Source organism: Nocardia sp. NPDC003979 (assembly GCF_053605015.1).
Genome location: NZ_JBSGIJ010000020.1, coordinates 46,958 through 66,477, shown reverse-complemented (window position 1 = coordinate 66,477; position 19,520 = coordinate 46,958). Strand labels below are relative to the sequence as shown.

The following is a 19,520-nucleotide window of genomic DNA, read 5'->3' as shown; positions in this document are numbered from 1 at the left end:
CCGGTTACGTGATCTCAGCGAGGTTTCCACCGCACCGTCATACCCACCATTCGAGGGAGATCAGGACAGCATGAGAACCGACACCACCAAGTACAGCAATTTCAGCGGCTGGATCGATCGTCCGGACGATGTGCGACCCGCCTTGGACGGCGACATCACCTGCGACATCGCCGTCGTCGGCGGCGGCATGGGTGGAATGGCCACCGCCCTGCGCCTCGCCGAGCGCGGCCAGGACGTCGTCCTGCTGGAGGCCGAGTTCTGCGGCTACGGCTCCGCCTCACGCAACGGCGGTCAGATCGCCGGGGCGCCGGGTGGAGACCTGCGGATGCTCGGCCTGTTCTCCGGCAGCAAGCTCTCGGTGATGGCCAAGCTGGCGGAGCACGCGGGCCACTACGTGGAAGATCTCATGAAGACCCATGACATCGACTGCGACTATGTGCCGAACGGCTTGGTGTGGGGTGCGATTTCCCCGCTCATGATGCTCAGGGTCCGTACACAGGCGGCGATTCTGCGCGCCGTCGGCGGGCAGGGGACAGTCGGCAACCGTGAGCAGCTCGGCCTTCCGACCGGCTTCGTGGGCGGCATGCGAGAGAGCATCGGCGGCATGCTGAACCCGGGCAAACTCGCCCGCGGTGTACGGCGCGCCGTGCTCGACTCGCCGGTCAAGCTCTACGAGCAGACCCCGGTAAGCGATGTCCGCAGGACGGGCGGCATCGTCGAACTCTCCACCCCGAACGGCACGGTGCGGGCGAACAAGGTGGTGCTGGCGACGAGCGCCTACGCCGGCGAATGGGACATCACGCCCAAGAACCTTTCGGTGCCGCTGTACGTCATCGAGATCGAGACCGAACCCATCGCGCCCGAGCGGCTCGCCGAGCTGGAGTGGACCAGCCGGTCCGGCATCATCACCCAGCACCAGGTCATGACCCACTACCGGCTCACCGAGCGCAACACCATCGTCTGTGGGGTACGCCGACCGGAGCGCGGCCCGGGCTACCCGCTGCCGGATCGGGTTCCGTCCCCGAGCCTCGTGAAGGACATGGCGGCCGACCTGGCCGAACGGTTCCCGACGCTGGCCGACGTGTCGATCGCGCAGGCCTGGGGCGGTTGGATCGGCATCAGCGCGGACTGGCTGTCGGTCGCGGGCCAGGTGGGCAACAACGTCTACTACTCGATGGCCTGCAACGGCCACGGCCTGTGTCAGGTTCCGTATGTGGGAAAGATGCTCGCCGACTACATCGTCGACGACGAGATGCCGGAGGACCTCGCGGGCATCTGGTCGGACGCCCCGAAGTACCCGGCATCGATGGACCTGGTCATGAACCCGTTGGTGCTGCGGCTCGTCTGGAGCATGGACCGGATGAACGACTTCTTCAGCGGCAGCAAGACGCTGGCGCGTCGGCAGGTGCGTCGCCGAGGACGCGCGAAGCGCTGACGTGAGGTCGCCCCGCGCTCCCGCTCAGGCAGCTGGAGCGCGAGACGACCCTGCCGCCGCGAGCGGGCGGCGGTCAGCCCGTGCCGCGGATCCGCAGGACCATCAACGCCGTCGCTACTTCGGTCGGCCGGTCGGCGAAGGGGCGGGGGAGGAGTTCGTCGACGCGGGCGAGACGCCGGTCGATCGTGTTGCGGTGGGTGAAGAGCCGATCCGCGGTACTCGACCGGTTGAGGCCCTCTGCGACGTAGGTGAGCACCGTCTGATGCAGGACCGGGCTCGCGGCCTCGAAGTCGCCGAGGACATCGGTGACGAACTGATCGAGCTGGCCGACATCGGCCGACATCAAGTCGATCATCTGGACATCCTCGTAACGGATCACGGCCAGATTCGAGCGGAGCCGCGACAGCAGGCGCTGCGCCGCCGCGGCATCCAGATGGGTTCGCCGAAATCCGTTGATGCCCGATGCCGCCCGGCCGAGCGCCACGCGAGCACGGGGGTGGCGACTGAGCATCTCCTCGAGATCCGCGGCGGAGGGCACGGTTCTCGACGGAATCCACAGCCACTGCGCGGAGGTCCCCGCCACGACGGTGAGTCGACCCTCCGCGCCGCAGGCCCGCATCAACTGCTCACTCACCGCTTCGAGTGCGTGCGCGTCGCGCTCCGAATCCGCCCACACCACAGCGCCGATGTGCGAGCCGGTCAGCGCGTATCCCAGCTGGGCCTCGGCCCGCGCCGGCGCGATGTCGGCACCCTGCAGCAGCAGTTCGACGGTGGCGTAGCGCTGCAGCTGCGCGCCGCCGGCGAATTCTTCGCGGACGTCGTCGACCTGTTGTGCCAGTGCTGCGATGGCGTCGTCGACGGCGGTGGTCAGCGAGCAGGCGGAGACCGCCACGAGTTCCTCGAGCTCCTCGAGATCGCCTGCCACTCTGAAGCATTCGGCCAGCCACCACCGCCACACGATGTACTGTCCGGCCCGCCACGAGGTGACCTCGTCGGTGGTGAGGCCGCGCAGAACGACATTGCGCGCATAGGTACGCGTCTCCGCACTGTCCGCCGGCGGGACCCGCGCGCCGGGCGCGGCGATGTTCGACGTCAGCCACTTCTTGAGGGTGGAGACGCCGACGCGGTCGCTGGCCTCGGCCAGCACGGGGTCCTGTGAGATCTCCAGGTAACGGGGGTCCCGGAGCGTCGCCTCCTCCATGTCGGCCAGAATCTCCTTGTGCCTGGCGAGCATGGTCTCGGCGACATCGCGGAAGAGCTCGCGCACCCGGTCGGAGGGCACGGGCCACAGCTCGCCGAACTCTACGGTCATTGTCCAGGAACCTCCATCGCTCGCCGTGACAACGAGTATGCGCCGCCCGCCCCGGCGATTTGCTGGTCAGGATCTGAGGCTGTCAATCCGTCTTGGTCATCACGTGCTTGATGCGGGTGTACTCCTCGAGCGCGTAGATCGACATGTCCTTGCCATATCCGGACTGTTTGAACCCGCCGTGGGGCATCTCCGAGAGGATGGGCATGTGGTCGTTCACCCAGACGCAGCCGAAGTCGAGGTCGCGTGCCGCGCGTGCCGCGTGGCTGAGGTTCTGCGTCCAGATCGACGACGCCAGGCCGAACTCCACGTCGTTCGCCCACTCGAAGGCCTGGTCGATATCGGCCGCACGCTGCACGGTGACGACGGGGCCGAACTGCTCGGACTGCACGAGCACGTCCGTCTGGCTCGGGTTCGCCACCACCGTGGGATCCAGGAAGAAGCCGTTGCCGGGAAGCGCCTTGCCGCCGGTCAGGATGGTGCCGTCGGTCTTGGCGAGAACGTCGAGGATGGACTGCCGGTGTGCGGCCGAGATGACGGGACCCATGTCGATGTCGCCGCCGGTAGTGGGATCGCCGACTCGGATCGCCGCGACCGCGGGTACCAGCGCCTCGAGCAGCCGGTCGTAGATGCCCGGGGTGGCGATCACCCGACACGCCGCGGTGCAGTCCTGGCCGCTGTTGACGAAGCCGGCGGCGGCGATGCCCGCGACGACCGCGTCGAGATCGGCATCGTCGAGGACGATGACCGGCGCCTTGCCACCCAGCTCGAGATGCGTTTGCGCGACATTCGCCGCGGCCACCTCGGCGATGTGCCGCCCGGTGCTGGTGTCACCGGTCAGCGAGACCAGGCCGATGCGGCGATCGGAGACCAGGTGGTCGCCGATGTCGGCCGCCGATCCCGACAGCACGTTGAACACACCGGCCGGGAAGACGTCCTGCGCGAGCGCGGCGACATAGAGGGCGGTCAGTGGGGTCTGACGCGAGGGCTTGAGGATGCTGCAGTTCCCGGCAGCCAAGGCGGGACCGATCTTCCAGGTCGCCATGAGCAGCGGGTAGTTCCACGGTGCGATGCCCGCGACGATGCCGATCGGCTCGCGCCGCACGTAGGACTCGTAGCCGCGCAGGTACTCACCGCCGGCGCGGCCCTCCATCGTCCGCGCCGCACCGGCGAAGAATCGCAGGTTGTCCACCGCGAAGGGCACCTCGTCGCGGGCGACCGGGAGGGGTTTGCCGACGTTGCGGGACTCCAGCACCGCGATCTGCTCGGCGTGTTCTTCGATCTTGGACGCGAGGGTCAGGAGCATCTCGGCACGCTCGCCCGGGGTGGTGCGCCGGAACGAGCGGAACGCCTGTTCGGCGGCGGTCACGGCCGCTTCGACGTCCTCCTGTCCGCTGGCGGGAACCTGGGCCAGGACCTCGCCGGTCGCGGGTTCGAGGACATCGAGCAGCCGTCCGGATGCGGCGGGGACGAGTTCGCCGTCGATGAGGTTCTTCGCGCTGTAGGAACTGGGGTCGAGCATGGTGATCTCCTGTGGTCGTTGTCGGATGCGATGAGATGAGGAGGTTGGACGGATCCTGCGCGGTCGAGAAGTCACACCGGAGCAGGCGCAGTCAGTCGGGTGCCTTTCGACGCGATCCGCGCGACCGGGAGGTCGCCCATGGAAAGGAACCCGGGGGATGCGTCGACGACCGCGGTCGCGACGTTCACCGCTGCCGCGATCGTGCTCATGAACGACTCGAAGCCGACGGGCGAGGACAGCTCGATCACCTGGTCGGTCCCCTCGATGCGGTAGTCGTCGCCCGCGATCACCGGATCGCTGCCGTCGAAGAAGCCGAACATGATCTCGAGGTCGATCACCGTTCGACCGCCCAGCGTGCCGCGCGCGGCGTGGGTGACGGCGGCGATCCGACCCGGCTCGATGACGACGTGGTCGCCGGTCCGGACGGTGTCGCTGACGATCGCGGGGCAGACCTGGCCGACGACGATCTCGTCGAGTGACCAGCCGAGGCCGGCGGCGAGCGCGCTGATGGCCTGTTCGAAGCCGTAGTGGCCGACCACCGCTCCGCAGGCCTGCGCCTCGTCGAACTGCGCGGGCGTGAGCCCGAGGCCGAACTTGGACAGGATCGCGCCGTAGCGCGACATGTTGGTCCGGCGGCGGATGACGACCCGCTCCACGCGCTGGGTGAGTGTCGTCAGCAGGAGCGGGAGGGTGTCCATCAGGACGCCGGGGTTCGCGCCCGTACCGACGACGGTGACGCCGTTGGCCTTCGCGACCTGGTCCAGGCGTCGTGCGAGATGCGGGTGGCTGGACCACGGGTAGGACAATTCTTCGCAGATGCTCATCACGTTGTAGGACCGTTCGAGCAACGGCACGAGGGTGTCGACCACCAGGTTCAGGTCCGAGGTTGTTGCCACGACGGCCAGGTCGGCCGCGGGAAGGCTGGAGGGTTCGTCGATGACGGTGACCCCGCTCGCGCCGAGGCCGGCGAGGGTACCGAGGTCGGCGCCGACGACGGCGGGATTCCGGTCGGCCGCGCCGACGATCCGCACGTCGGTGCGTCGCAGGAGGGATTCGGCCATGGCGAGCCCGGTGGCGCCGAGGCCGACCAGGACGATCGTGTGCGTCAAAGAGCTTGTCCTTCAGTGAGATTGGTTGCCGGGTCGGCCTGGGCTATTCCTGGGTTCCCGCGGTCGGTCGTAGTCGCCCGACCACGGGGCCGAGGGCGAGGGAGCCGAGAAGCAGCACGATGATGGCGACGGAGACGCTCTGCTCGGCTCCCGCGAGAAGGTCGAGATTGAGCAGCATCGCCGCCAGGATCACGAGCAGTCCGCCGAGGCCGAGCAGGGGTGCCACCAGGGTCCGCAAGGCCGAGGTCCCGTGGGACTCGCGGCGGAAATAGACCAGCACGGCCGAGCACGTGAGCACCAGCAGGATCACGTAGCCGACCGAGCCCAGCCCCGAGGTCCAGGTGTAGAGCTGACTCATCGGATCGAGGCCGATCGCGACGGCGAGCGCCACGACCCCGACCACCGCCGCCGTCACCGCGAGCGATCCGCGGTGCGGCGAATTGTGTTCCGGGTGGACCGCCGCCAAGCGGTGCGGGAGCAGCTCACGTGACGACAACGACAGGGTGTACCGGGACAGGATGTTGTGCCAGGTCAGGGCTGCGGCGAAGGTGCTGGTGACGAACAGGGGCACGATCAGGTCCGCGCCGACCCGGCCGAGGTACTGCAGCGCGACCGAGGACAGCAGGCCCTCGGGATCGGCGGTAGCGGCGGCGACGACCTGACTGTCACCGATTCCGCTGATCACCGCCCACGAGGTGACCGCGTAGAACAGGCCGACGACGGTCACGGAGACGACGGTCGCCCGGCGCACGGTGCGGACGGGGTCCTTCGCCTCGTCGCGGAACACGGCGGCGGCCTCGATGCCGATGAAGCTGAGGACGGCGAAGATGAGCGCCACGCCGGGCGCGCCGCTGAAGGCGTCCGCGAGGGAGACGACGCCGTCGGACAGGCCCTCCGGGCCGCCGCCGCGCAGGAGGATCGCGGCGTTCAGCACGACGACGAGGCCGACCTCCGCGACCAGCAGGACGCCGAGCACCTTCCCCGACACCTCGACGTTGCGGTGGCCGAGGAAGGCGATGATCGCCAGCCCGACCGCGGCCCAGACCCACCATGGCATCGAGGGTCCGCCGTAAGTGGTCACCAGTGCGTCGGTGCCGATCCCGAGCAGCACGTAGAGCCCGATGTAGATGCACGTGTAGGACAGCACGGCCAGGTAGCCGGTGCCGATCCCGGCGACCCGGCCGAGCCCCGCGTGCACGTAGGAGTAGAAGGCTCCCGCGGACCGGACGAACGGCGTCATGGTGGTGAATCCGAGGACGAAGAGAAGGAGCACGGCGAGCGTGGCGAGATAGGCCGCCGGGAGCCCTGCCCCGTTGCCGAGCGCCAGCCCGAGTGCCAACGGCCCGCCGACGACGCAGAGCGGGGCCGCGCCCGCGATGATGATGAGCGAGATCGAGAGGACACCGAGCTTGCCGTGCAGGCGGGCCGGACGCTTCGACGCAGCGCTCTCGTGGGTCCTGGTGGTCATGTCTTCCTTCATGCGATGGTTCGCCGCGCTGCCGCGGTCAGGGGATCAGCAGCTGGCGCAGCTGGGCACCGCTGGCGAGATCCGACAGCGCCTGCGCCGCCTCGTCGAGCGGCCTGCGGGCGGTGATCAGTTCGTCGAGGAGTAGTTCGCCGCTCATGTACAGGTCGACGAGTTTCGGGATGTCGAACTGCGGCCGGATGCTGCCGTAGTTGGAACCGAGGATCCGCGCGTCCATCTCGGCGAGCGCGAGCGGCTCGAAGGAGGCCGTGGCGCCCGCGGCCGGGAGTCCGACGACGACCGCGGCACCGCCGAGGGCGAGCGCGCGGATCGCGGCCTCGGTGGTGCTCACGTGCCCGATTGCGTCGAACGCGAAGTCCACGCCGTCGGGCATCAGGTCGCGCAACGCCTCGACCGCGTCCGCACCATCGAGGCCGATGGCGTCCGTGGCGCCGAAGGTCTTCGCGAGTGCGGCCCGTTCGGGGGAGAGATCGACGGCGACGATCCGCTCCGCGCCCTGCAGGCGGGCGCCCTGGACGATGTTGAGTCCGACTCCGCCGCATCCGATCACCGCGACGGTGGCTCCGGCCGTCACCTTGGCCGTGTTGACGACAGCGCCGACGCCGGTGGCGGCGGCGCACCCCACCAGCGCGACGGATTCGAGCGGCGCGTCTTCGCGGATCTTGATCGCGCCGGTCGAGGGGACGACGACCTCCTCGGCCCACGAGGACACTCCGAGGTAGTGGTTGACGCGCTGCCCACCACGGCTGAGCCGGCTGGTGCCGTCGAGCAGGCTGCCGGTCGCGTTGATGACCGTCGCGACCTGATGGCAGCGGGTCTCGCGCCCGGCGAGGCATTCGCGACACTGCCCGCAGTACGGGTTCCACGACAACACGACGTGGTCGCCCACTTCGAGGTGCGTGACATCTGGGCCGACCTCGGTGATCACACCCGAGCCCTCGTGCCCTGGAACCAGGGGCGCGGGGACCGGCCACTCACCGCGGACGAGATGCAGTTCCGAGTGACACACCCCCGCCGCCGTGATCTGGACGCGGACCTCGTTGCGCGAGGGCGCTGCGAGGTCGATGTCGGTGATTTCGACGGAGGTGTCCTTGTCGGTGAACAATGCGGCGCGCATTACTCGACTCCTTTGCGGGGCAATGTGATCGGCGAAACCGCAACGCTTTCCGGCACGGAGCGGCTGCTGAAGCGGTGTGGCGTGGATCTCACTGTGACGGCTCGGTGGGCGGATCGGCCACAGCATGTTTCAGCCAGTTACCGGGCGAAGCGGTGCAGATTGCACTCCGAGCCCAGGTGGTCGTGCGGCGCGAACCGGGGGAGGTGCGATTTCCACCACGAAGCCCCACAAGACGTTGAGATTCGATGTGGTGTGCGCCACACGGGGACCGGCAACCTGGATACCTCACGACGCGCTCGGCACAGGAAGGTAGCGAGGGATGAGCAATACAGCACCCGGCCCGGAGTACTTCGACGTCGTCATCATCGGCGGCGGAATCTCGGGTATCGGCGCCGCGACATACATCACCCGGGAGTTCCCGAACAAAAAGGTGGTGCTCCTCGAGGGGCGCGATTCCATCGGCGGCACGTGGGACCTGTTCAAATACCCCGGCGTCCGCTCCGATTCGGACCTGCACACCTTCGCGTACGAGTTCAAGAGCTGGAAGGACGAGAACGCGATCGCCGACGCCCCGCTGATCCTCGACTACCTCGAGGAGACCGTCGAGGAGTACGGCCTCGCCGATCGCGTGCGCTACCGGCACAAGGTGGTCTCGGCCGCCTGGTCGAGCGATGACGCCCACTGGCTGCTCAACGTCGACGTGACGGAGGTCGACGGCACCGTGCACCGTGAGGTCGTCAAGGCCGGCTGGGTGTTCGGCGCCACCGGTTACTACGACTACGAGAAGGGCTTCACCCCGGAGTTCCCGGGTCGCGAGGACTTCACCGGCGACATCATCCACCCGCAGCACTGGCCCGAGGGCTATGACTACTCCGGGAAAAAGGTCGTGGTGATCGGCAGCGGCGCCACCGCGATCACACTGATCCCATCGATGTTGAAGGGCGACGGAGCGGCCGCGCACGTCACGATGCTGCAGCGCACGCCGACCTACATCATGACGCTGCCGCGGGTGGACGCCCTGAGTCTGAAGCTCACCCGCCTGCTCGGCGAGCGCGGCGGCTACCTGGCCACCCGGTGGAAGAACATCCTCACCGACTGGACCGTTGTCCAGCTGCTGACCCGGTTCCCGAACGCGTCCCGCCGCTTCATCCGCAGCGCCAACGTCAAGGAGCTGCCCGCCGGTTTCGACGTCGACAAGCACTTCAACCCGCCGTACAACCCGTGGGAACAGCGCCTGTGCCTCGCGCCCGACGGCGACTTCTTCGAGTCCATCCGCGACGGTGGTGCCTCGGTGGTGACCGACCGCATTCGCCGGTTCACCGCCACCGGCATCGAACTCGAGTCCGGCGAGCACCTCGACGCCGACGTCATCATCACCGCGACCGGGCTGAACCTGCGCCTGTTCGGCGGCATCGACCTGACGGTGGACGGGCGTCCCGTCGACCTGCCGAACACCGTGGTGTACCGCGGCATGATGCTGTCCGGCGTGCCGAATTGGATGAACGCGATCGGCTACACCAAGTCGTCCTGGACGCTCAAGATCGGGCTGCTCGGCAGGAGCATCATCGAGCTGCTGCGCCACATGGACACCCACGGTTACGACACCACCGTCCCGCACGCACCCGACGGCGTCGGCACCCGCTCCATGCTCGACCTCGAGTCGGGCTACATGCGGCGCGCCAAGAACGACCTGCCGCGCCAGGGCGATGCGATGCCCTGGAAGACGGAAAACGTCTTCCTCGATGACCGGAAGATGTATCGCGGCTCCGTGATCGATGAGCATCTGCGGTTCAGCTCCCGCCTCGAGCGCGAGCTCAGCGGCCGCACCGTCGTGGAAGAAGCATGGTCATGACCGTGACCACGCGGGTTTCCGCGCCCATCCAGGCGCCCGTCGCGCTGAGCGTGGCCGAGCGGCTGCAGCGCGCCGCATTCACCGCGCTCGGCGGCCTCCCCGGCGGTCTGCTCCGCCGGATCGCGCCGCGGGTGGTCAACGCCGACGGCGACGTGATGGCGCCCGAGATCGCGCTGCTGCTTAAGGCCACCGCAGGCGCACCGGACTTCAGCGACGGCACTGCTGAACAGGCGCGCGCGATCGTCGCGAACGACTCCCGGGTGTTCGCCGACAAGGCACCCGCAGGCGTGCGTGTCGAGCCCGAGATCGTGCTGCCGACCGGCCTACGCGCGACCATGTATCGGCCGGCGGTGCCCTCGAATGCCCTGGTCCTGTTCCTGCACGGCGGAGGTTTCGTCCTGAGCAGCAGGCAGGACTACGACGTGCCCGCCCGCATGATCGCCGACGGTGCGCGCGTCAACGTGCTCTCGGTCGAGTACGGTTTGGCGCCGGATTCTCCGTTCCCCGGCCCGGTCGACGACGCGGTCACCGCCTGGCGGTTCGCCGTCGAGCGCTGCGCCCAGTGGGGGATCGATCCCGCACGGATCGTGCTGCTCGGCGACAGCGCGGGCGGCAACCTCTGCGCCGTGCTGGCCAATATCGTGGCGGGCGAGCAGCTCCGGCCCTTCCTGCAGGTGCTCATGTACCCGGTCGTGGACGCGGTCGGAAACTACGCCTCGCGCGAGGAGTTCGCCGACAACACGGCACTGTCGGCCAAGCAGATCGACTGGCTGACCGACATGTACCTGCCGGACCGGACGGACGCACTCGACCCGCGGGTCTCGCCGATCCTCGCCGACGACCTGTCCGGCGCGCCTCCGACCCTGATCACCGTGGCCGGTTTCGACCCCCTCCGGGACGAGGCGCTGGCCTACGCCGCGCGACTCGAGGAGGCAGGCGTCCCGGTTCGTGTCTTCCGTGAGAGCGGCCTCGTCCACGGCTACCTCTCGATGACCCGCATCAGCCCCACGTCCCGCGCTGCGCTCGACCGGGTCACCGGCGCTATTCGTACCAGCCTCGAGGAGTTCTGATGAGCACCACCCGCATGATCCTCGTCCTGCTCGCCGACCTGGCGATGGTCTGGGCAGGCTTCTACTACGGCATCAAGCTGCTGCGCGGCAACCGCAACTTCCTACTCGGCCTCGAATGGGTTGTGATGGCGGTGTCCGGCGTGAACGTGCTGTTCCTCGCCGCGATCAATGTGGACCACGAGAGCCTGAGTTACCACGCCATGGTCTTCTTCGACGCGTTCTCCCGGTCGTTCGGTATGACGGTGATCCTCGTCGTCGGTTTGATGGCGGTGACGCACCGATACCGCCCGAGCTGGGTGGTGGAGGCCCTGGCCATCGTGGCCGGTATCGCGGTGGGCCTCAACCGCGCCCTCGAACCCCGTGCGGTGGAACCGAACTGGGCGATCTTCTACCTCGTGATGAACCTGGCCGCCGCACTGTTCGTGTTCGTCTACATGGTGCCGAAGCTGTGGCGCGGGGGCGATCGCGGCAACGCGACGTGGGTAGCGCTCGGCGCCGCGCTCGGCGCCTTCGTGGCCATCATCTACGACTACTTCCCGATCCCCGGCGACGACGCGGACCACACGCTGTTCTACATCATCTCGCTGACGATCTGGGCACTGATGATCGTGACCTTCTCGCGCGGCTACCTCGCACTCGAACGGATCAACACGCAGACTGACGAGCGCACGTCGGCTCCGGAAGGTATCAGCGCGCGAGAAACAACGGCTTGATCAGTTCGCCGGTCGGCCCGCGACAGGCTGTGCGCAAGCACACGCGAAGGACAGCTTGCCGCGGGTCGAAGTCTTTCCGACGTCGTGGATCACCTCTCGCCACACTGCGCCGAACACCGCTGGATCCCACGATGTCATGGTGCTCGACTGTGGCCTGATGGGGTCCGCGCCAGCGCGAGCCTGGAACCGCACGCCCTACCGGGCATCAGCGCCGGCCGCCGACGGTGTGCACGCTGTCGCCGACAGCAGCGTGGTGGGTCGGCCGGTGTCGGTCGTGAATTCGCTTGCCCAGACCGATCGTCTGCTGAGCGGCCGCGGTGATGATGCGCCCCGTCCGGTACGTCGATGGCGCGCAGATAGTCGGTCCCGCGTTCGCGTGCCTCGACGGCGCGGCGCGCGCACTGCGCTCGGCGCAGGTGGCGGTCAGCGTCTTGCGTGAGGTGCTCGTGCTGTCCCACCACGAGCGCGAGATGCTGCCGGCGACCGCACGGGCGTGGCTCGACACGCACGGATCGGCCGCCAAGGCCGGCCGTCTGCTCTACTGTCACGAGAACACCGTTGCGCACCGCATCCGCCGGCTCGAGGAGCATCTCGGTGGCACGCTCGACGAAGCGGACCCTGATTCTCGCCGGCTCCGAGAACCCGATCATCCCACTGGTCAACGCGCCGATCATGCGGCGGCTGCTGCCGCACGCGACCCTGCACGTCTACCCGGACGGTCATCTCGGGTTGACAACCCGCGCCGACGATCTCGCCCCGCGCGTCGCGGACTTTCTGCGGCCGTCCCGCGACCGGTGACCCTCCGCTGCCGACACGTGATTCGTCGATCGCGACGTTCAGAGGTGACGTCGACGGGCGGGAACACGCGCCGGCACCCCCGCGAACCGGGACTGCTCCCGCGGGGGTGCCAGTACTCACTGGGCGACGGGGCTACCGACCGTCGTCTCGGTAGCCCCGTCCTGGGTGACCTCGAGTGACCGGTGATCGGAGCGGGTGCGGCGAGGTCAGGAATCGAGACCGAGGTGGTCGGCGAGGTCCGCGTAGTCGACCTGCCACAGGCCGGGGGAGCCGGTCGGGTACTGGGAGCGGAAGCCGAGGAGCCGCTGCACGCGCGGCGGGAGTGTCTCGGCGACCTCTCGGTCGACCAGGAACGGGTACGCCTCCTCCGGAGTGAGGAAGCCCGGGTTGAAGGCGAAGGCGACGCCGCGCCGATATTCGTCGGTCGTCTTGTTGGCGCCGCCACCATGGACCACCTTGCCGCTGATGACGAGCGCGTCACCCGCGTTCATCACCGCCGGGATCGTCGCCTCCGGTGTGCCGTTGTCCTCGAAGTTCTCCCAGTGGTTGCTCCCCGGGATCACCCGGGTCGCGCCGTTCTCCTCGGTGAAGTCGGTGAACGCGATCAGGAAGTTGATGGTCACCTCGGGGCCATGCGGACCCATGCCGATGAACGGGTACCAGTTCCCGAGGTCGCGGTGCAGTATCTGCGCGGCATTGCCCGGACCGATCTCGATGACCTGAGCGGTGGTCATCCAGTAGGTGCCCGACTCCTCTAGGTACACCGCGTCGCACAGCTCGTGGACGAGGTCTTTCTCGATGATCTCGTTACGGAAGGTCGGGCTGTGGGTGACGAGGTTGGTGAGCCGCTTGGTGTTGCTGCCGTGGAACGCGGCGACGATCTCGTTGTCATGAGTCGATCCAGGCCGCAGGGCCTGCAGCGGGGTCTCGACGTCGGCGTTGAATCGGTCGATCTGGTCCTTGGTCAGAAAACCCTTGATGATCACGCCGCCGTCGCGTCGGATGATCGCGAGGATGTCGGCCACCGGTGTATCGGCTGACACGGATTCCAGGGCTTGGGTGGGCTGTACTGCGGTCATGGTTTCGACTCCATTCGGGAAGGTTGGTTGACTGGTACGGGCACGCCGGGCGGCGGGTGCCCCCCCGGCGGACCTGGTGTCAGCCGAGGCTGAACGGCTGGCCCCACAGGGTCACCCAGCTGGTGACGCGCTCGGTGACGATCTCGACGCTGACGAAGGCGCGGGCCTGGGCGTATCCGCCGCAGCCGGACAGGCCGATGGTCTGGTCGGACCAGGCCACCGATCCGCTGCCACCGGAGAACACGTTGTAGGCCTTGTGCGACTCGTTGCCGAAGTCGTCGGCCTTCTCCCGGTCGAGGATGTAGAACGACTCGGCCTGGCCGGGACCGAGGGAGAGCTCACCGCTGGTGTTGGCACCGGCGCTGGCGTTGCCCTCCCAATCCGAGGCGCCTTCCACCCCGCCGCCGACACCGCCGCCGGCGATGTTCACCTGGCAGCCGACGACGTAGCCGGGCAGGACCAGGCCGCCGGCCTCGGCGCCGGTGCCGGCGAGTTCGACCTGCGCGGTCCCGGAGACCCACGCGTTGCGATGCACCGGCGTCGAGCCGAGGGAGGGGTTGATATTCGCCGATTCCCCGGTCAGCCGGACGGTCACGACGGTGCCGTCGGACAGGGTCTCGACGAGCTCACCGCCGGGCAGCGGGACGAAGGTGTCCGCGGTCGCGGGTGTGGCGGCAAGGCCGAGCGCGAGTGCGGCGACCGCGCCGACGCCGAGGCGGGCGAGATACTGACGGTTGAACATCGAATTCACCTTGGTGGTTTGAGGTTTCGCGAGGGCGAAGCGAGGGAGGACGGGCTGGTTCAGCCGATGCTGAACGGGGCGCCGTAGAGCGAGGTCTTGGAGTAGTGGTCGCCGATGATCTCGACCACGGTGTAGGCGCGGGCCTGCGCGTAGCCCGCGCAGCCCTGGATCTCGATCTCGGCGTCGCGGTACTCCACCGAGTACACCCCCGGTTCGAGGATGTCCTTGTAGTCGATCTGTACGAGCTTCACCTCGCCGGGACCGAGGTTGACCCCGATCGATCCGCCCGCGCTCACCCCGCCGGTGGAGATCCCACCGGACACCCCGGCGCCGATGGCGTCGTCGGCGATGCTCACCTGGCAGCCGACGATGTAGCCGGTGTTGAGCTGGGAGGCGCCGTGGGTCGAGGAGTTGTTGCTGCCCGGCCTGCCTGTCGGGCCGTTGGTCGGGCCCACCTCACCTTCCGGCGTGACGGCGACGTCGGCACTGGCCCGGCCGGATACCCACACCACCCGGCCCGCGCCGTTGGCCGCCATCGACGGCGACACCAGGGCGTGTTCGCCGGTGCGGGTGAGCGTGACGCCCGGACCCGACTTGGTGCCGTCCGGCAGCGGCACGAAAGCGTCGGCGCCGACGGGTGCCGCGGCCGCGACGGCGCAGGACACCGCGGCGATACCGGCCACGGCCAGCGCCGTGGTCGAGCGGGTCCTTGCCCTACGAGAACTCATGATGATCCGAATCTCCTTTGATTCTGTTGCTGATTTCGGGTACGCCGCATCGACCGCTCGAATGTCGGATGTTTCGAGAGGTGAAAGACGAAGGGGGTTGTTGTCCGGCCCGCGCCGCTACGCCGGGCGCGCGGAGACCCGCTGGAGAACTCGCTCGAGGAGCGCGGCGGTTTCCTCGATGTCGGCGAGCGTGTGGGCGGTACTGACGAAGATCTTTCCGGACGGCATGAAGACGGCGCCGGATTCGACCATGCCCGCGGTGATCTCGGCCCAGAGCCCGTCCGTGCCGTGCAGACTCGTCTGCTGATCGTGCGGCGCGAACTGCAACAGCGACCCGACCCGCCGGAGACCGGCCGGTGCGCCCGCTGCGGTCAACACGTCGGTGATCGCTGTCTCGAAGGCGGCGCCCAGCTCGTCCAGCTTCGCGAACACGCCCGGCTCGGCGGACAGCTCCATCGCGGCCTTCACCGCCGCGAGCGCGACCGGATTGCCGTTGAAGGTGCCGGCGTGGGTGAGGCCGTCGTCGACGAGATCGATGATGTCGGCGCGTCCGACGACCGCGCTCTGGGTGAACCCGCCCGCGATCGCCTTGCCGAACACCGAGAGGTCGGGGTGGACGCCGAACTTCTCGGCGGCGCCACCGCGCGCGATCCGGAAGCCGGCGATGACCTCGTCGAAGATCAGCACGACGCCGTGCTTGTCGCACAGCTCGCGGATCGTCTCGAGAAAGCCGGGTGCCGGGTTCGTGACGCCCGCGTTGCTCATGATCGGGTCGATGAGCACTGCGGCAATCTGCCGTTCCTCGGCGGCGGCGAGGATCTCCGCGATGGCCGCGGTGTCGTTGAACCTGCTGATGATCAGGTCGGCGTGGGCATGCGGGCTCTGCCCGCGGCCGGCGGGAACGGCCGCCTCACCCGTGTCGTCGGCCGTCATGCTCGCGTACACGCTGTCGTGCCAGCCGTGGTAGGCCTTCGCGAACTTGACGACGCGGTGGCGGCCGGTCGCGGCACGGGCGAACTTCAACGCGACCTGCACGGCCTCGGTCCCGGTATTGGTCCACACCAGCCGCTGCGCGCCCGGGACCGAGGCGAGTACCGCCTCCGCGGCCTCGTACTCGAGGCGATGCCCCATGCCGACGACCTGCATCGAGGTGATCACCCGCGTCACCGCGTCGACGACGTGGGGGTGGCTGTGGCCGTGGACCAGCGGCCCCCATGCCATGACGTAGTCCACGTAGCGGTCGCCGTCGAGGTCCCACACGTACGCCCCGCTGGCCCGCTCCACGAAGAGCGGGACCGGCCGCATCGTGGCCCGCAGGCCGGAGCTGACGCCACCGCCCAGGCTGCGCCGGGTGCGTTCGAATGCGGTGACGGAGGATTCGATTCCCATGGTTTTCCTTGCTAGAGGTGACAGAGGTACCGGGCCTCAGAGCTGCAGGTAGTCGCCGAGCTCGGTGTAGTCCACCTGCCAGAGGCCGGGTGAACCGGTGGGGTACTGGGAACGGAAGCCGAGCAGGCGCTGCACCCGGGGGGAGAGCTGCTTGGCGATCGCCATGTCGACGAGGAACGGATACGCCTCCTCGCCGGTGAGGAAGCCCGGGTTCAGCGCGAAGGCGACGGCACGGCGGTACTGGTCGGTGGTGACGTTCGCGCCGCCGCCGTGGACGGTCTTGCCGCTGAAGACGAGCACGTCACCGGCCCGCATGAGCGCGGGTACGGTCACCTCGGGCGTGCCGCGATCCTCGAAGTCGGGCCAGTGGTTGCTGCCCGGGATCACCCGGGTCGCGCCGTTCTCCTCGGTGAAGTCGGTGAACGCGATCAGGAAGTTGAGGGTCACCTCGGGACCCTGCGGGCCCATCCCGATGAACGGGAACCAGTTCTCCAGGTCGCGATGCAGGATCTGCGCCTTGTTCCCGGGGCCGATCTCGATGACCTGCGCGGTGGTCATCCAGTAGGTGCCGGACTCCTCGAGGAAGGTGGCGTCACAGAGTTCGTGCACCAGGTCCTTGTCGAGAATTTCCTCGCGGAAGGTCTTGCTGTGCGTCACCAGGTTCGTCAGCCGCTTGGTGTTGCTGCCGTGGAAATCGGCGACGGCCTCGATCTCGTGGGTCGAGCCGGGCGCGAGCGCGGTCAACGGCGCTTCGATCTCGCTGTTGAACCGCGCGATTTGATCCTGCGACAGGAAGTTCTCGATGATCACGCCGCCGTCCTCGGCCACGATGGCGAGAATTTCGGCGAGGGGGGTCGTTTCCGTCACCGACCGCAGGGTGGCTTTCACTGGCGCGTTCATGAACTCCTCATTTCGGTAAACCAAACGTTTGAATCAAATGATCTGATCGAGTGATTCGATTGTGTGACGGAAGACACGATGTGTCAAGGGTCGGCCGGGAATCACCGGCGAGGTGGCCGCCGTCGCGGAGGCGATGATCACCGCGCCCTGCCGTTCGCGGCGAGGGATCGAACGGGCAGGTCGAGCATCGTGCGCAGGCCGGGCGTCAGCGTCGCGGCTTCCTCGACCACGTTGCAGGCGACGGCGACCGTCGCGGGCGCGCTGGCGAAGCCGCCGGGGGCGCCGACGGTGATGTCGCCGTCGGGTGTCCGCAGCGTCCATCGATCGCCGAGCTCGACCGCGTCCAGTTCTGGGCGGAACCCGAAATGGATACTCAGGTCCACGACGACATCGTCACGGTACGAACCGCGCGCGCCATGGGTGATCCCGGCGACCGTGCCCGCCGCGATGCGCGCGTGCGGTCCGACCCGTTCCCGCTCGGCGAGCACGGCGATCTCCGGTGTGCCGACCTCGACGGCGTCCAGTTCGAGGCCGAGCGCCCAGGACAGCGCACCGATCGATTCGGCGAAACCGAAGTGCCCTGGCAGGCGCCTCTCGGCCACCGCGGCGGTGAATTCCGCAGGGGTGAGCCCGAAGCCGAACTTCTGCAGGATTCCGCCGTAGGAGGCCATCTCGGCGGTGCGCCGCACGACCACCCCCTCGACGGTCGGCGCGAGCGAGGACAAAACGGTGGGGACGACGTCCATGAGCATCCCCGGATTCGCGCCGGTGCCGAGTACCACGATCCCGTGCCGCCGGGCGATCTCGTCGATCCGGTGGCTGCGTTCGGGTTGCTCACGCCACGGGAAGCCGAGTTCCTCGCAGATGGACACGACGTGTACTCCGCTCGCCGCCAGCTCCGCCACGATCGGCTCGAGCTCGGCGAGCAGTGAGGTGGTGGCCACCAGCGCGGTGCGGGAGCCCGCCGCGGCGCCGAGGTCACCGGCGACGAGGACTCCCACCGGGTCGAGGCCCAGCAGCTCGCCCAGATCTCGGCCGGCGAGCGCGGGGTCGCGGTCCACGGCGGCGGTCACGCTCGCGCGGTCGCGGGCAAGGAGGGTTCGGGCAGCTTCCCTGCCCACGGCGCCGAGTCCGACGATGGCGATTCCGGTTCGACTCATTCTGCTCATTCCTTCACTGGGGTGCGCTCGGGCGCGGAGGTATCGCTGACAGGGTGTGCGAGCGCGCTCAGTCGCCGAAGTGCTTGCGCAGGTGGAGTGCCGCGTCGGAGGCGGCGAGGGTGGCCTTGCCGATCGTGGTCACCTCGGTGAAGAAGCCGTGCAACACGCCGTCGTAGCGGCGGATCTCGATCTCGGCGCCTGCGCGCGAGGCCACGGCGGCGAAATGCTCGTAGTCCGACCGCAGGACATCCACCTCGGCGGAAATCACCAGAGTCGGCGGCAGGGCGTGGAGGGCGGGTGACAGGAGCGGGACGGCGCGCGGATCCTGATCCGCTCCGGTGCCCGCGGCATAGTTCGACCAGAACCACATCGCATCGGCCTTGCAGAGGACCGGCGCGTCCTCGAAAGCCTCCCAGGACGGGCCGGAGTGGGTGTTCGATGTCGCGGGATAGGCCAGGACGAGCGCGCTCGGTGCGGGTTGATCCGCCGCGGCCAGGCTGGTGCAGATCGACAACGCGAGATTCCCGCCCGCGCTGTCGCCGGCCAGTGCGATGCGAGACGGGTCGATCCCCAGCGAAGCTGCCTCGCGCTGGACCCACTCGTAGGTCCGGAGGCAATCGTCGGCGGCGCCGGGAAAGACGTGTTCGGGCGCGCGCCGGTATTCGACCGAGACCACGACGCAGTCCGCCTCGATGCTGAGCGTTCTGCAGAGTTCGTCGACGCCGGCCAGTGTTCCCACGACGAAGCCGCCGCCGTGGATGTAGATCAGCGCGGGCAGGTCTCGTGCGGCGGAGGGGCGGTAGCAGCGCACCCGGAGCGGCCCGGCCGGGCTGTCGACGGTCCGCTCTTCGGCGCTGTGCACAGGTCGCGTCGGGGTCGCGGCGGCCTCGGTGGAATCGAAGAGGGAGCGCACGCCGTCCACCCCGTACCGGGAGTAGGGGGGAGCGGGCGCGTGGTCGAGCAACGCGTGAGCGAACGCCCTTTCGTCGGCGTCGAGCATGTCGATCATGGCGGCTACGGACAGGCCCATCCGAGAGTCCTTTCGGTTCGCCTACCTCGGCTTCTTCACGGGAAGAGCATCGGCAGCTCTTGACAAATCAGTTGATTAGAT

The 19,520-nt window shown here is 68.4% G+C and carries 18 protein-coding genes; 5 read left to right on the top strand and 13 right to left on the bottom strand.

The window, feature by feature from the left end:
* Nucleotides 1-70: 70 nt before the first annotated feature.
* Nucleotides 71-1,435, top strand: a complete 1,365-nt coding sequence (locus tag ACWEVR_RS28690; RefSeq protein ID WP_452469475.1) for an NAD(P)/FAD-dependent oxidoreductase — start codon at nucleotides 71-73, stop codon at nucleotides 1,433-1,435.
* Between the two features lie 73 nt (nucleotides 1,436-1,508).
* On the opposite strand, the gene ACWEVR_RS28685 is transcribed toward ACWEVR_RS28690, so the two are convergent.
* From ACWEVR_RS28685 to ACWEVR_RS28665, 5 genes are all read right to left on the bottom strand, one after another.
* Nucleotides 1,509-2,747, bottom strand: a complete 1,239-nt coding sequence (locus tag ACWEVR_RS28685; protein ID WP_452469474.1) for a PucR family transcriptional regulator — start codon at nucleotides 2,745-2,747, stop codon at nucleotides 1,509-1,511.
* An 82-nt stretch (nucleotides 2,748-2,829) separates the two neighbouring features.
* On the bottom strand, nucleotides 2,830-4,266 hold the full coding sequence (locus ACWEVR_RS28680; RefSeq protein WP_452469473.1) for a gamma-aminobutyraldehyde dehydrogenase: 1,437 nt from the start codon (nucleotides 4,264-4,266) through the stop codon (nucleotides 2,830-2,832).
* A 71-nt stretch (nucleotides 4,267-4,337) separates the two neighbouring features.
* Complete coding sequence (locus tag ACWEVR_RS28675) at nucleotides 4,338-5,375, bottom strand: dihydrodipicolinate reductase (protein ID WP_452469472.1); 1,038 nt, start codon at nucleotides 5,373-5,375, stop codon at nucleotides 4,338-4,340.
* A 43-nt stretch (nucleotides 5,376-5,418) separates the two neighbouring features.
* Nucleotides 5,419-6,843: an APC family permease gene (locus ACWEVR_RS28670; protein WP_452469471.1), complete on the bottom strand. Its 1,425-nt coding sequence runs from the start codon at nucleotides 6,841-6,843 to the stop codon at nucleotides 5,419-5,421.
* A 37-nt stretch (nucleotides 6,844-6,880) separates the two neighbouring features.
* Nucleotides 6,881-7,978, bottom strand: coding sequence for a zinc-binding dehydrogenase (locus tag ACWEVR_RS28665; RefSeq protein ID WP_452469470.1), 1,098 nt, complete (start codon nucleotides 7,976-7,978; stop codon nucleotides 6,881-6,883).
* Nucleotides 7,979-8,297: 319 nt separating this feature from the next.
* Here ACWEVR_RS28665 and ACWEVR_RS28660 point away from each other — a divergent pair, with 319 nt between their 5' ends.
* Genes ACWEVR_RS28660 through ACWEVR_RS28650 form a run of 3 tightly spaced genes read left to right on the top strand, consistent with a single transcriptional unit; the run spans nucleotide 8,298 to nucleotide 11,613 of the window.
* Entirely contained in the window at nucleotides 8,298-9,830 is a 1,533-nt protein-coding gene (locus ACWEVR_RS28660; RefSeq protein WP_452469469.1) for a flavin-containing monooxygenase, read from the top strand.
* On the top strand, nucleotides 9,827-10,900 hold the full coding sequence (locus ACWEVR_RS28655) for an alpha/beta hydrolase fold domain-containing protein (protein ID WP_452469468.1): 1,074 nt from the start codon (nucleotides 9,827-9,829) through the stop codon (nucleotides 10,898-10,900). The genes ACWEVR_RS28660 and ACWEVR_RS28655 overlap by 4 nt, the downstream gene beginning before the upstream one ends.
* Nucleotides 10,900-11,613 (top strand): hypothetical protein, encoded by a 714-nt coding sequence (locus ACWEVR_RS28650; RefSeq protein ID WP_452469467.1) that lies wholly within the window; start codon nucleotides 10,900-10,902, stop codon nucleotides 11,611-11,613. Before ACWEVR_RS28655 ends, ACWEVR_RS28650 begins: the two co-directional genes overlap by 1 nt.
* 205 nt (nucleotides 11,614-11,818) lie before the next feature.
* On the opposite strand, the gene ACWEVR_RS28645 is transcribed toward ACWEVR_RS28650, so the two are convergent.
* Nucleotides 11,819-12,136: a hypothetical protein gene (locus ACWEVR_RS28645; protein ID WP_452469502.1), complete on the bottom strand. Its 318-nt coding sequence runs from the start codon at nucleotides 12,134-12,136 to the stop codon at nucleotides 11,819-11,821.
* Nucleotides 12,137-12,207: 71 nt separating this feature from the next.
* Between ACWEVR_RS28645 and ACWEVR_RS28640 the strand changes: the two genes are divergently transcribed.
* A complete protein-coding gene (locus tag ACWEVR_RS28640; protein ID WP_452469501.1) occupies nucleotides 12,208-12,411 on the top strand; it encodes an alpha/beta fold hydrolase in 204 nt (67 codons plus the stop codon).
* Nucleotides 12,412-12,617: 206 nt separating this feature from the next.
* Here ACWEVR_RS28640 and ACWEVR_RS28635 read toward each other — a convergent pair whose 3' ends face one another.
* The 7 genes from ACWEVR_RS28635 to ACWEVR_RS28605 all read right to left on the bottom strand — a co-directional run bounded on the left by ACWEVR_RS28635 (nucleotide 12,618) and on the right by ACWEVR_RS28605 (nucleotide 19,439).
* On the bottom strand, nucleotides 12,618-13,490 hold the full coding sequence (locus tag ACWEVR_RS28635) for a phytanoyl-CoA dioxygenase family protein (RefSeq protein ID WP_452469466.1): 873 nt from the start codon (nucleotides 13,488-13,490) through the stop codon (nucleotides 12,618-12,620).
* A 79-nt stretch (nucleotides 13,491-13,569) separates the two neighbouring features.
* Nucleotides 13,570-14,232, bottom strand: coding sequence for an MspA family porin (locus ACWEVR_RS28630; protein WP_452469465.1), 663 nt, complete (start codon nucleotides 14,230-14,232; stop codon nucleotides 13,570-13,572).
* A gap of 59 nt (nucleotides 14,233-14,291) precedes the next feature.
* Nucleotides 14,292-14,960 carry an MspA family porin gene (locus ACWEVR_RS28625; RefSeq protein WP_452469464.1) on the bottom strand — a complete coding sequence of 223 codons (669 nt, stop codon included), beginning with the start codon at nucleotides 14,958-14,960 and terminating at the stop codon, nucleotides 14,292-14,294.
* Nucleotides 14,961-15,077: 117 nt separating this feature from the next.
* Nucleotides 15,078-16,349: an aspartate aminotransferase family protein gene (locus tag ACWEVR_RS28620; protein WP_452469463.1), complete on the bottom strand. Its 1,272-nt coding sequence runs from the start codon at nucleotides 16,347-16,349 to the stop codon at nucleotides 15,078-15,080.
* 36 nt (nucleotides 16,350-16,385) lie between these two features.
* Entirely contained in the window at nucleotides 16,386-17,249 is an 864-nt protein-coding gene (locus tag ACWEVR_RS28615; protein WP_452469462.1) for a phytanoyl-CoA dioxygenase family protein, read from the bottom strand.
* A 137-nt stretch (nucleotides 17,250-17,386) separates the two neighbouring features.
* Nucleotides 17,387-18,409, bottom strand: coding sequence for a dihydrodipicolinate reductase (locus ACWEVR_RS28610; protein ID WP_452469461.1), 1,023 nt, complete (start codon nucleotides 18,407-18,409; stop codon nucleotides 17,387-17,389).
* 67 nt (nucleotides 18,410-18,476) lie between these two features.
* Nucleotides 18,477-19,439: an alpha/beta hydrolase gene (locus ACWEVR_RS28605; RefSeq protein ID WP_452469460.1), complete on the bottom strand. Its 963-nt coding sequence runs from the start codon at nucleotides 19,437-19,439 to the stop codon at nucleotides 18,477-18,479.
* Nucleotides 19,440-19,520: the final 81 nt, after the last annotated feature.

Excerpts from the sequence above, each read along its gene's own strand:
- ACWEVR_RS28690 (WP_452469475.1), top strand. The coding sequence starts at position 71 with ATGAGAACCGACACCACCAAGTACAGCAATTTCAGCGGCTGGATCGAT.
- ACWEVR_RS28685 (WP_452469474.1), bottom strand. The coding sequence starts at position 2,747 with ATGACCGTAGAGTTCGGCGAGCTGTGGCCCGTGCCCTCCGACCGGGTG.
- ACWEVR_RS28680 (WP_452469473.1), bottom strand. The coding sequence starts at position 4,266 with ATGCTCGACCCCAGTTCCTACAGCGCGAAGAACCTCATCGACGGCGAA.
- ACWEVR_RS28670 (WP_452469471.1), bottom strand. The coding sequence starts at position 6,843 with ATGACCACCAGGACCCACGAGAGCGCTGCGTCGAAGCGTCCGGCCCGC.
- ACWEVR_RS28665 (WP_452469470.1), bottom strand. The coding sequence starts at position 7,978 with ATGCGCGCCGCATTGTTCACCGACAAGGACACCTCCGTCGAAATCACC.
- ACWEVR_RS28660 (WP_452469469.1), top strand. The coding sequence starts at position 8,298 with ATGAGCAATACAGCACCCGGCCCGGAGTACTTCGACGTCGTCATCATC.
- ACWEVR_RS28655 (WP_452469468.1), top strand. The coding sequence starts at position 9,827 with ATGACCGTGACCACGCGGGTTTCCGCGCCCATCCAGGCGCCCGTCGCG.
- ACWEVR_RS28650 (WP_452469467.1), top strand. The coding sequence starts at position 10,900 with ATGAGCACCACCCGCATGATCCTCGTCCTGCTCGCCGACCTGGCGATG.
- ACWEVR_RS28635 (WP_452469466.1), bottom strand. The coding sequence starts at position 13,490 with ATGACCGCAGTACAGCCCACCCAAGCCCTGGAATCCGTGTCAGCCGAT.
- ACWEVR_RS28630 (WP_452469465.1), bottom strand. The coding sequence starts at position 14,232 with ATGTTCAACCGTCAGTATCTCGCCCGCCTCGGCGTCGGCGCGGTCGCC.
- ACWEVR_RS28625 (WP_452469464.1), bottom strand. The coding sequence starts at position 14,960 with ATGAGTTCTCGTAGGGCAAGGACCCGCTCGACCACGGCGCTGGCCGTG.
- ACWEVR_RS28620 (WP_452469463.1), bottom strand. The coding sequence starts at position 16,349 with ATGGGAATCGAATCCTCCGTCACCGCATTCGAACGCACCCGGCGCAGC.
- ACWEVR_RS28615 (WP_452469462.1), bottom strand. The coding sequence starts at position 17,249 with ATGAACGCGCCAGTGAAAGCCACCCTGCGGTCGGTGACGGAAACGACC.
- ACWEVR_RS28610 (WP_452469461.1), bottom strand. The coding sequence starts at position 18,409 with ATGAGTCGAACCGGAATCGCCATCGTCGGACTCGGCGCCGTGGGCAGG.
- ACWEVR_RS28605 (WP_452469460.1), bottom strand. The coding sequence starts at position 19,439 with ATGGGCCTGTCCGTAGCCGCCATGATCGACATGCTCGACGCCGACGAA.